This is a genomic window from Flavobacterium sp. KY-23415 (assembly GCF_055384985.1).
This window is the reverse complement of the sequence record NZ_AP044001.1, coordinates 2526202-2538544: the sequence shown is the minus strand read 5'-3', so window position 1 is coordinate 2538544 and position 12343 is coordinate 2526202. Positions and strand designations below refer to the sequence as shown.

General features: G+C 30.0%; 8 protein-coding genes. 3 read left to right on the top strand and 5 right to left on the bottom strand.

Features of this window, described 5'->3' with window-relative positions:
- Positions 1-128 precede the first annotated feature (128 nt).
- Together ACZ49Z_RS10970 and ACZ49Z_RS10965 are read left to right on the top strand one after the other, a co-directional pair.
- A complete protein-coding gene (locus ACZ49Z_RS10970) occupies positions 129-3113 on the top strand; it encodes an NACHT domain-containing protein (protein WP_464304364.1) in 2985 nt (994 codons plus the stop codon).
- Positions 3114-3302: 189 nt separating this feature from the next.
- The gene (locus ACZ49Z_RS10965) at positions 3303-5060 is read left to right on the top strand and encodes an aromatic amino acid hydroxylase (RefSeq protein ID WP_464304363.1); all 1758 of its coding nucleotides are present in this window, start codon (positions 3303-3305) and stop codon (positions 5058-5060) included.
- A 118-nt stretch (positions 5061-5178) separates the two neighbouring features.
- Here ACZ49Z_RS10965 and ACZ49Z_RS10960 read toward each other — a convergent pair whose 3' ends face one another.
- On the bottom strand, positions 5179-6852 hold the full coding sequence (locus ACZ49Z_RS10960) for a right-handed parallel beta-helix repeat-containing protein (RefSeq protein WP_464304362.1): 1674 nt from the start codon (positions 6850-6852) through the stop codon (positions 5179-5181).
- 89 nt (positions 6853-6941) lie between these two features.
- On the opposite strand from ACZ49Z_RS10960, the gene ACZ49Z_RS10955 reads away from it, so the two are divergent.
- On the top strand, positions 6942-7250 hold the full coding sequence (locus ACZ49Z_RS10955; RefSeq protein WP_464304361.1) for a rhodanese-like domain-containing protein: 309 nt from the start codon (positions 6942-6944) through the stop codon (positions 7248-7250).
- A gap of 334 nt (positions 7251-7584) precedes the next feature.
- Here ACZ49Z_RS10955 and ACZ49Z_RS10950 read toward each other — a convergent pair whose 3' ends face one another.
- The 4 genes from ACZ49Z_RS10950 to ACZ49Z_RS10935 form a co-directional block, all read right to left on the bottom strand.
- Positions 7585-8214 (bottom strand): DUF4230 domain-containing protein, encoded by a 630-nt coding sequence (locus tag ACZ49Z_RS10950; RefSeq protein WP_464304360.1) that lies wholly within the window; start codon positions 8212-8214, stop codon positions 7585-7587.
- Between the two features lie 73 nt (positions 8215-8287).
- Positions 8288-10363 carry an OmpA family protein gene (locus tag ACZ49Z_RS10945; protein WP_464304359.1) on the bottom strand — a complete coding sequence of 692 codons (2076 nt, stop codon included), beginning with the start codon at positions 10361-10363 and terminating at the stop codon, positions 8288-8290.
- A gap of 11 nt (positions 10364-10374) precedes the next feature.
- The gene (locus ACZ49Z_RS10940; RefSeq protein WP_464304358.1) at positions 10375-11331 is read right to left on the bottom strand and encodes a GSCFA domain-containing protein; all 957 of its coding nucleotides are present in this window, start codon (positions 11329-11331) and stop codon (positions 10375-10377) included.
- An 89-nt stretch (positions 11332-11420) separates the two neighbouring features.
- The gene (locus ACZ49Z_RS10935) at positions 11421-12176 is read right to left on the bottom strand and encodes a hypothetical protein (protein WP_464304357.1); all 756 of its coding nucleotides are present in this window, start codon (positions 12174-12176) and stop codon (positions 11421-11423) included.
- Positions 12177-12343 lie beyond the last annotated feature (167 nt).

Below are 12343 nucleotides of genomic sequence, written 5' to 3'. Positions count from 1 at the left end.
ATTTTTACTGACTTATAAAAACAGGTGGTTTTTTCTAGAGACAAGATTTGTTTTGAGTATATTGGTAGATAATATTTTTACATCTATAAAGATATTTCTTTAATTTTATAAAAATTTACAATAATTATATGGCAATAATTACATCAGCAGTTAGTATACTATTTGGAAGTTGGCTTCTTGATAAAATAAAAGACAAAGGCTTTGATAAAATAACAACTTTATTAGAAAAATCTGATTCAATAAATGACAAATTTAATAATGCTGTATCAAAAGTTTCTCAAAAATTACAAGAAAAATACCCTATTGTTCTAGGTGGAAAGATGGATTATTTCTTTAAAAATGAACAAGTTTATAAAGAATTAACTAAGTTGATTTTTGTTAATTCAGTTGTGGATATTGATTCTATTTCTAAATCATTTGATACCGACACATTACCAAAAAATTTTTTATTAGAATTTATAACTGAATTAAAAAAAGAACTTCTAAAAGATCGAGAATTAGAAAGTATTATTTCAGACAAAGAACTATTTGTTCTAATCTATGGAATTACAAATGATGTAAATCAAATAGCAAACAACTCAAATTTATCACTAAAAGAGGTAACTGAAATTAAGGAATTATTGCAACAAAGAATAGGAGAAAAATTTAATTATAATAATTTTTATAAAATATATAAAGAGAATGCCTTAAATAATTTTTCTCAAGTAAACTTTATTGGCTTAGGTATTGGAGCTTCAATTTCAAAAAAAATAAATAGAAAAGACTTACAAGATATATTCGTTAAGCCAATTTTTAAATTTATGTATTCAGAAGAATTATATTTTCCAGAACTTTTAACAGAAGATGATGATTTCATGAATGAAATAATCGAAAATAGTTTAGACCATGAAAATCTCTATCCAGATGAAACAGAAATGTTACCCATAGACTTTGATGACTTTGAAGATGACTTTGAAGGTATTGAAAACTTGATATCATATGATGAATTATTTAACAACTATGATAAGATTATTATTCTAGGAAGCCCAGGTTCTGGTAAATCAATGCTTATAAAATCAATCATTTGTAATATTTTAGAGAATAAAGAAAGTGAGTTTGAAAATAAAAAAATAATTAAACATTTACCTTTTAGGATTGAACTAAGAAAATATCTTGCATATAAAAAAAGCAATAGAGGAAATATATTAAAATATTTAAATTCATTACTTGAAGAAGAGTTTGGTATTTCAAACATAACAGAAAAAAATTTAGACTTTATATTAAATCAAAATGAAAATATAATTTTTTTTGACGGTTTAGATGAAATATTTAAAGTTGAAGATAAAATTGAAATAAAAAATGATATTGAAAATTTTCATAATTCATATCCTAAAACAAAATCTTTGACAACATCACGCATAATAGGTTATGATGAAGCTAAATTTAATAATAATGAATTTCAAGAACTTGAAATATTAAACTTTCAAGACAATCAAATTAAAGAATATATAGAAAAATGGTATGAAAAAGAAGAAATTAATCCTGACATTAGAAAAAATGAAGTTACTGGTTTTTTAGAAAAAACTCATGAAATAGATTATGAACTTATTTCAAATCCGTTATTGTTATCTCTTATAGTAATTATATACAGAAATACATTAGCATTACCCGAATCTAAGCTTGAAATATATCAAAGCTGTACTAAAACTTTAATTGATAAATGGGATGATAGTAAAAAAGAATTGGAAATTAATCTAGATAGTTCAATATATAAAAGAAGAGAAAATATTTTAGCTGATTTAGCATATTGGCAATATCAACAATTAAGTAGCGACAAATTATCAATTACTTATGAAAAAGTTTTGTATACCGTTGCAAATACATTGGAAAAATTAAAGATAGCAGAAGAATCAGATTCATACAACACAGCAGAAGCCTTTATGGAATATGCTTTAAAAAGATCCATTTATTTTGAAAATAATTTTACTCATAAAACTTTCTTAGAATACTACACTGCATATTGGATTTACTCAAATATTGAAAAAAAGAATAAAACTAATGATAGAAATCAATTAATAGAAAAATATATTGACAATCCATTTTGGCACATTGTATTAGAGTTATTATTTAATATGATCGATAAAAATCAAGCTGATACTGAAATGATGGACGAACTAATTGTTTATCAATTAGAAAAAGATAAAAATTCACTTCCTTTTTTACTCTCAACAATTAATAGTTTTAAAAATACAAGTATTGAATGTTTATCAACTGTAATAAATAGTTCAATAGATTTCATGTTAGATAATTACAAATCTGAAAATTTCCATTCTTTAAACTTTGATAATGAATCCTTACATTCTAGAATTTTTCAGATTATAAAAAAAATGTATGAAAACCCGACTAATAAAAGAATTATTGATAATAAGCTAATTGAAATTGAATCTAACAGAATTGATTTAGCTGAATTAAATTATTCTTTATATCTAGAAATAGCATTAATCAATACAAATAGAGAAAATGAAAATAATAAATTTGATTTTAAATTATTAAATAAAGAGTCATTCGATAATTTAACAAATATTAATAAATTTTTGTTTATTTCTAAATATTATTTCGTTTTAAAAGAAGAAAGTTCAAACTCTTATTTTAAAACAACATTACAATTCATCAAAAATTTTGGTTTAAAAGAATTACTTACACCTACTAAAGGTCCTTTTGAAGAAAATGTTTTAATAGATTTTTTTAGATTTTATCTTAGAAATCAATTAAAGATAGAAAATATTTCAAACACTACAGATAATCTAAATATCCTAATAAATTTAGGTTTAAAAAAAGACCTTATCATAAAATACTTAATTAATCATAATTTACAAATAGCTTATGATCAAAAAATTTACTCTGAACTAGTAAATCTTTTTGATAAAGAAAATGATAAAGAATTATCAATAATACTTCTACTATTATTATTTAGTCACAATACTTACTTATTTAACGAATCTGATACTTTAGAAAAAGAAATATTTAATAAAAGTAAAAAGAAAGAAATATTACTAAGAATTTTTAAAGGCAATAGTCGTAAAAAACAGATTTTAAAATTATATGATTATGCACTTATCTACAACAACAATTAATCTTTCTTAATTTCCCCTTTGACAACGTTTTTAGTTTGTATTGAGAACTTTGTCAAAGGTTTTTCCACATAACATATTAAACCCAACCATAACACCTTGTTACACATTTCACAAATATTGTAGTAAAACACTAGAAAAAGACAGATAAAAATTTCGTATTTTTACGCAACAATAATTTTATGTGAAACTATGGAAACGCATTTTGAAAGCAACCCTTTGATTGACAGACTACCAAAACATTTAAAACAATTCATTAAGCCGCAAGACTATGAAGATTACACCCCTATTAATCAGGCGGTTTGGCGTTATGTGATGCGCAAGAATGTGGACTATTTGTCTCAAGTGGCTCACGAATCCTATTTGGAAGGGCTTCAAAAAACAGGTTTGGAGATTGAAAACATCCCGAACATGTATGGCATGAACCGCATTTTGAAAGAAATTGGTTGGGCAGCAGTTGCAGTTGATGGTTTCATTCCGCCTAATGCTTTTATGGAGTTTCAGGCCTATAATGTGTTGGTTATTGCTTCCGATATTCGTCAGTTAGAACATATAGAATATACTCCCGCTCCAGATATTATTCATGAAGGTGCTGGGCATGCTCCAATTATTGCAAACCCAGAATATGCAGAATATTTACGCCGTTTTGGTGAAATTGGCTGCAAGGCTATTTCTTCTTCTCATGATTATGAGATGTATGAAGCCATTCGTTTGCTTTCTATTTTGAAAGAAGCAGAAGATACTCCAGAAAGCGAAATTAAAGCCGCAGAAGATCAGGTTGATTTTCTTCAAAATAATATGGGTGAATTGTCGGAAATGGCTCGCATTCGAAATTTGCACTGGTGGACTGTTGAATATGGTTTGATTGGCACTGTTAGCAATCCTAAAATATATGGTGCTGGTTTGCTTTCTTCTATTGGAGAAAGTGCGTGGTGCATGACCGATAATGTGAAGAAGATTCCTTATGATATTTCGGCTGCTAATCAAAGTTTTGATATTACCAAACCACAACCTCAACTCTATGTAACGCCAGATTTTGCACATTTAAGTTCGGTTTTAGAAGAGTTTGCAAACACCATGGCTTTACGCACTGGTGGATTGTCTGGCATTAAAAAATTAATCGATTCTAAATCGTTAGGTACTATAGAATTGAGCACAGGGCTTCAAGTATCTGGTGTTTTTACTAATGTGATTGAACATAACGGCAAACCTGTTTATGTGCAAACAACAGGAAAAACTGCACTTTCGTATAGAGAAAAAGAACTTGTTGGACATGGAACTGCCTATCATGCAGAAGGTTTTGGTAGCCCAATAGGGATGCTAAAAGGTATTAATTTGGCTATCGAAGACATGAGTCCGAGAGATTTGAGAGCCTATGATATTTTTGAAGGAGAAAAAGTAATTCTCGAATTTGAAGGAAATATAATTGTTTCGGGAATCATTGTAACGGGAACACGCAATTTAAAAGGTGAAATTTTATTAATTAAACTTAGAGATTGCACTGTGACTCACAAGGGAGAAATGCTTTTTCAACCAGAATGGGGCATTTATGACATGGCGATTGGTAAAGAAGTCATTGCTGCTTTTTCTGGTCCTGCCGATGTGAATAGTTTCGACATGATTACACATGTGCCTTCCTCTACAACAATAAAACCTAAAGTTTCTGCCGAGAAACAGGAATTAGAAATTCTGTATCAAAGCGTTCGCAATCTTCGTGAAGGAAAAGAGGCTACCACCACACTAAAAGAAGCTTTTGGGGCTGTTTCTGCAAATCATAGAAAAGATTGGTTATTGAGTGTGGAGATTGCAGAATTAGCAAAACAAACTAACGACACCGATCTATTAAACAAAGTAGTTAACCATCTTGCTGCTGTTAAATTAGCAAGACCAGAGGTGAGCCAATTAATAGATAATGGTTTAAATTTAATTCTTGAAAAGGTTACTGCCTAAAAAATAGAGTGCTAAAAAATATCTTAGGTTACTTATATTCCTAAAAAAAGGACATAAGTAACCTTTGTTGTTTTTATAGATTAAATTATTTTACAGAAAATTCACTTCACAATGGGAATCATTTTTTAAAAATTTGTTCAATTCTCTTGTGCGAAGTTGTTGTAATATGCAAAAAGTAATTCCCCGACGGAAAATTACTCATGTCGATTACAGAATTTTCCATATTGATTTCTTTCTTACTTCCTTCTGCATCAAACAATTCAACAGAAAGTATTGATTCACTTGTTTCAATTTTCAATCCAGTTTCAATAGGGTTTGGATATAGCACTACTTGAATACTTGTGGTACTGTTACACTCATTTGCTCCAATATCTACTATCCCATCTTGAATGCGAGGGTTATTATAATAATCTGTTTCATTTTGTCCTGCACTATAGCTTGGATTCCCTCCATTAACACAAGGAGAATCTACTGGAATATGAAAATCTGGAGAATTTAGGTTTACAGACAACAATTGCGGATCGGCAAAAATTGAAAAATTATTAGTCCCTGTTCCTGCAACAAAATCTGAAAATGAAGTATAGCCAGAACCGTTCCAATTCGCATTAAAATTTACTGTAGAATACTCATTATAGAAAAGATTGTAATCGAAACGTAAATTGGGTTGTGTTAATTCGGCAAAAATCAAATTATTACCTGCCGACATATAAAAAATATTACTTTCAATTCTAGAACTTTCAGAATAGGACAAATAAATTTCCCCTTTGGTTGAATGAGAGATGTCATTCTTCAGAAAAGTGTTATTCGTTACCGAAGCATGCATTACTTTTCCAGAACCATTAGGATAATCATAGCCGCCTAAAGCAATTCCTGCCCTCATATTATCGTACAAAACATTATTCCTAACGATTATGTTTTCAGTTGTTTTTCTTTTCCTTTCGCAGCCAATTTCTATCCCGTAACCATTATGATAACTACTATTATTTTCTATTACCACATCCTTGCCTCCATCTACATATATTCCTGCAGAAACTGCATAGGGCGAAATGCAATGATGTACTTTATTTCCTTTCAACTTTCCATTTCTTGCCTTATCATTAACCGCATTTGGGCATACTTTTTCGTTCCCTATAACATCTATACCAATATTGGTGAGATGGTGCACATTATTGTTTGTTATTTCAAAACCATCAATATTACCATTTACTGCTATGCCTTCGCTAAAACCTATTCTACAGTCATATAATTCGTTATTAATAATTTTCAAATTGCGAATTGGGGTTGAAGCATCAGTACCATAAACAATAATTCCTTGTGCATTTGTAGAAGCACTAACTAATTCATTCGGGTTTGCAGAAAAATGAATATCGTGCAACTTACAATTTTGTATTGTTATATTTTCTCCTTTTCCCTGCACAAGTATGCCTTGCGCATCGTTTTGTATGTTGTTTCTAATTTCAAAACCGTCAATTACAATATTGCTTTTATTAATTATTGAAAGAACTGCAGTTTGGGTGTTTATGGCTGTTGCGTCTATAATTACATTAGCTCCTGCATATTTTCTTAACACAATATTATGTACTGGTATATTTATTTTCTCATTATATATACCTGTATGCACTAACAAAACACTTCCGCTTGTCAATTGACTTAAACCATATTCAATTGTTTGCCAAGGCGCTACTAAGCTCCCACTGTTAGCGTTATTACCAAACGGTGCCACATGATAGTCTTGCTGCGAAAACGATTGCAGAAAAAAAAGAAAGACAAAAAAAGTAAGTGTAAACTTCATAATGACTATTTTTAAAAACGACACCACAATTTAGTAACTTTTGTTACAGCTGATTAGATATTAGAGTTATAAATTTGTAAAAAAAAATTATGGGACTTTTAAACATATTAGGATTAGGAAATAAAAACAGTGAAATTGAACAATTCATTGCTAAAGGTGCAGTCATTTTAGATGTTAGAACTGCAGATGAGTTTGCTGACGGACACATTGAGGGTTCAAAAAATATTGCTTTACAGGTTTTAAACGGAAAAATTGCTGAAATTAAAAAATGGAACAAACCCGTGATTGCTTGTTGCAGATCGGGCATGAGAAGCGCACAGGCAACTACTATTTTGAAACAAAATGGTATAGATTGTATTAATGGTGGTGGTTGGACAAGTTTGCAAAGTAAATTATAAGCAATTTCTTTTGCATCTATTTCGCTCATAACAAAATCTAAATACATAATTTAACACGAGTTAGACATAAAATTTTAAAGAAGTATAAATAAAGATGTTTCGTCAGTTTGAGTATTTTTTACGTAATAAAATGGAGTAAAAATCTATCGAAAACTAATTAATAGGATATTTATAACATCTCGATACATTTTCAATTCTGCATGCTACATTGAAAACACTCGATGTGACGGAGGAAAACCAATTAATTTATATCGAACTCTCGTTAATTTAGGCTTAACAAAAAAGGTGTTGGAAAAATTTCCGACACCTTTTTTGTTACTATTCTTAGAATGAATCACAATTTCAAATCGCTTTCTTTTTGAATGATATTGCCATTATATTGCAACGTCCAACCCATAGCGCTAGTTACAATTTGCATCTTAAACAATTCTGACAACAATCTGTTTTTAGCATTGGTTTTCAACGTCGATTTTTCAATTTGTTTTGCCAACGATTCTTTTGCTAGTTGATTTATTTTGTTGTGATCTGCTCCTGTAAACTCATTAAACGTACTCGATTCTGTATTATAATATTTAATGTCTGGACTAATTTTTATTTCTTCTTTTGGGATATTGGTAATGGTTAGTATTTTGTTTACTTCGTCAATATCATAGGTCACTTGGCTCAAATCGAAACCTACGGTTACGTCGGCATTAATAACCACTAGGGCTTTTTTATCAAAAGTTAATCCAGGAATATAGGTTTTCTTTTGGTCCTTATAGGTTAGCACTTCTGCAAAATGACCTTCGGTTACTACCAACTTACCCACATTTTTAATTTGTTGCTGAATGAGTTTTGTATCTGACTCTATTGTTGACGTTGGGTTTGAATTTGTAAAAAATTTATACCCAAAAAACAATACCAAACCTAGCAACACAACAACTAGCCATTTTCTAATTTCGGTTAAACCACTAAATATTCCCATAATTTGATTATTTAATTTTAAACGAAGATACTAAAGAAATTTGTAGCTTGAAATAAGTATTTCGTTTCTCTATTTATATTTTTAATATAGAAAATTCTACTCTCCTATTCTGCTGTTTGCCTTCTTCTGTTTCATTTGTTGCGATAAATTTTGTTTCGCCATAACCTTTTGCTGTTAATCTTCCTTTTTGAATTCCTCTTGCTAAAAGATATTTCATTACTGCATTGGCTCTATGGGTTGACAATATTAAATTATCTTGTTCTTCTCCAATGGCATCTGTATGACCCGAAATTTCGATAGTGAGTTGTGCATTATCAACTAAAATTTTAAATAGTTTTTCTAACTCAGCATTCGACTCTGGCAATAATTCATATTTACCCGATTCAAAGAAAATATTATTCAAACGAATGGTTTGCCCTTTTTCTATGGGGCTCAAATACAAATCAATTGCAATTTCTTTATATTGATCTAGATTATAAAGATTAACATTTTGCGTTACCGCATAATATCCTTCTTTTTTTGCCATAAAGCTATATTTTCCTCCATAAGGCAAAACAATGGCATATTCTCCTGTTTTGGGGTCGGTGATTGCTTTTCCTAGCTCTTTATTTGTTTTTAGGTCATTATAGACAATTTCTGCACTAATAATTTGATTGGTTTTTGCATCGAAAACTTTTCCTTTTACCAACGTTACTGGGTCTTGTTCAATTATATTTGCAAATTCATACAAATCGTTATTTCTACTCAAATAGGCCTTATCTCCTTTTGCTGTTAGATAGATGCTAAAATCATCATCGGTAGTATTAATTATATTTCCTAAATTTTTAGGAGATGACCAATTTGTCCAACTATCATCTAATCGTTTGCAAACGAACAAGTCTAGCCCTCCATAGCCTGGATGACCATCGCTTGCAAAGTATAATGTTTTACCGTCAGACGCTAAAAAAGGATTCCCTTCATTCTGTTCTGTATTGATGGTGTTTCCCAAGTTTACAGGAACAGACCATTGTCCTTCTGCTTCTAAAAAGCTAACGAACAAATCTAGTTTGCCATATCCTTTTTCTCTTTCTACTGCCATTAAAAGGTGTTTGTTGTCATTTGCTAAAAAGAACCCTACAAACTTGTTTTTATTGAAGTACCCTTTTATTTTTTGCTCTTTAGGCACATTCCAACCATTAGCTGCTCTTGTGCTTAATGAAATACCTTCGCCTGCATATGTACCATTTGCATGATACAAACCATTAAGCAACAAACTATTATTGTCTGGCGAAACCGATATTACAAAATTGTGTGATTCGTTATTGATTGGTTTTCCACTATTTTGAGGCGATGTCCATCTATTATTTTTAAATTCTGCATACCAAACCTTATTTTTGCTTCCTCCGTTTTTTGGAGAGGCACCTCTTCTAACAAAATAGAGTGTTTTGCCATCGGGTGAAATAACCGGATTTTTTTCATCTATATCATAGGTAGAAATAAAGTTGGGTAGCTTTTCAATTTTCAATTTGGGATCAAAATTTGGAACAACATTTATAGATAACGGAAATTTTGTAACTTTTAATTTGGTTACCTTTATTGTGGTTTGAGGGTCTAGTAGGAAACCAAAATTATCACCATAGGAAAAGGTATTGTTGGTTTTAGCAATTATTTTATCGTTAAGATAAATAGTTACGTTTTGGGCTCTTTTGCTTATTTTTATTTTATTTTCGCCCTTGCCTTTACCCAAACAATTTTTATTGGGTGTCCAATTTAAATCGTATTTTTTACTTTTATCACGGTACCAATAGCTTTCATTTTCTCTATCTCCATTTAGATTTACCACATGATAATTGGTATAGTTTTTATTACAAGCCCAAACAAAGCCATAACTAGAAACTCCAAATTGAGATTGCACGAGCGAGATATGTGCTTCTGCATCAAAATCGATATTTTCTAAATTTTTATTTAATGTGATTAATTGCCATTTGGTACTCTTTTCGTTATTGTTGGCTAAAATCATTGCCTTTTCTTTGAACGTTATTTTAAATCCGTCTTCGTCTGAAGCTAAACCGTAATTGTCTTTTTCAAAATTATCTTCAAAAATAATTTCTTGTGAAAATGTTTTAACAAACAACAAAAAAATGCAGCATAAAAAATAGTTAGCCTTCATGGTCTTCTTTTTTAGAATTGTATGTGTGAAAATTGATCTTGAAGAAAATTGATTTTTTCTTTTATTTTTTCAAGAAATTTTAAATGACTTTCCGAATTTGGATTAAAAGGTCGGTGTGCTAATGCTTTTTGAATGGTTGTCACTTCTTCCATAGTTGAAAAACTTGTTGCTGCAATGTTTCTGGTCTTAAACTGTTCCCAAATATAGTCTATCGCAATTGCATTTGGGTGCAACATATCTTCTGCATAGAAACGATAATCGCGCAATTCGTCCATCATAATCTCATAGGAAGGAAAGTAGCTTGAATTCCCTTTTAAGTGCTCGGTATTAAGACTATTATAGATGGCACTAATTAAATGTGCTTTGCTAACATTGTTTTCTACAAAACCGTCTTTACTATGTCGCACAGGAGAAACGGTAAAAATGAAATTACAATTTGGATTTACTGACGCAATTAAAGACACCATATTTTGCAAACTTGTTTCAATATCCTGTATAGATAGTAATTGTTTTGAAAACTGTTTTTGTGGTACTTTATGACAATTGGCTACAACTTCCTTCGTTTCATTTAATAGATAGACCCAAGAAGTGCCTAGGGTAATGCTGCAGTGTGTCGCTTCTTTTAACTGTAAATGGGTGACATCAATTAATTCATTCAATTGTTTTAAAAAAGCATCTCTATCTGGATTTGATAATTCTGAATGCACTTCATAGCTATGCCACAAATCATTATGACAGAAAATATCATTTTCTGTGAAATAATTTTTAGTAATACTTCTTGCTATTACTTTTTCTAAAGATACTGCATTAAAAATAATACCAAAAGGATTCACACTATTTTGAAACTTATAATATTCGAATTTCTTTCCTATATTTTCTGCAAAACAAGAGCCTAAAGAAACTATCTTTGATTGATAATCGATGGGCATTGAAATTTTAGGAATTGGAACGGCGGTTCGAAATTGCATTTTAGTATTTTTTTTTATCAAAAATAGCAATAAAAAAGAAACCCAAAACACTTGGTCTTGGGTTCCTTAGTTTTATTTTCTTTATAATGTTAATAAAGCAATTGATAAGATGCTACATCTCCTGATTGTTGAGTTTCAACAACTGTTATTGGGTAACCACTCGCATTATAAGTATATACATTTGTAGTAATATAAGTATTGGTAGTTCCTCCAAAAGTATCTTCAACAACTTCAGTTTCTTTAACTACATTATTCTTTGAAGACCTTGTGTCATCAAACAACTTATCAAGTCCAACAACATTCATAAATGGATTTTTCTTATCATCATACAAATATGTTGTTGTTTTAGTTGAATAGGTACTAATTTCCTCTCTCTTAATAATATTATTGTTGGCAAAAAATAATTTCCCATGATTAATTGTGCTCGTTGCATTCGTTGCTATCACAACAGAATATTTAGTAAAAGAAACTGTGCCGTCAGAGTTATGGGTATAGTCAGTTCTTTCTTTTTGAGAACTACCTGTTGAAATTTCTTCCATAGAAACTAATTTCCCATTATTATAAAAATAATTCGTAGTAAATTCTAAAGACGCACCATCAAAATCTTCTATTTTTGTTAATAAATCTCCTGTATAAGCATATAATAGTTTTGAACCGCCATTAGAAATATTGCTCACAAGCTTATTCCCATCATAAGTCCAATCATAAGTCTCTGTATTTCCTCCTTCAGTAAGGATTGTTTTTTTCAAAAGACTGTTTTCATTTTCATTTGTTGCCGAATCATCACTTGAACATGATGTAAAAACCAAAGCGATTGCGCTTACTAGTGTTAAAATTTTTTTCATTGTTGTATTTATTTTTTGCAAAGAAATAAAAAAAAAGATTACTAAGATGAGTCAATTTCAAAATTACAGAAAATTTAACATATAAATTAGGATATTTTCTCATTACAACAGCTCATTTTTCATTTTTAACAGCTATCCTCAAGAGAATTCATTATAAAAAAAGAACC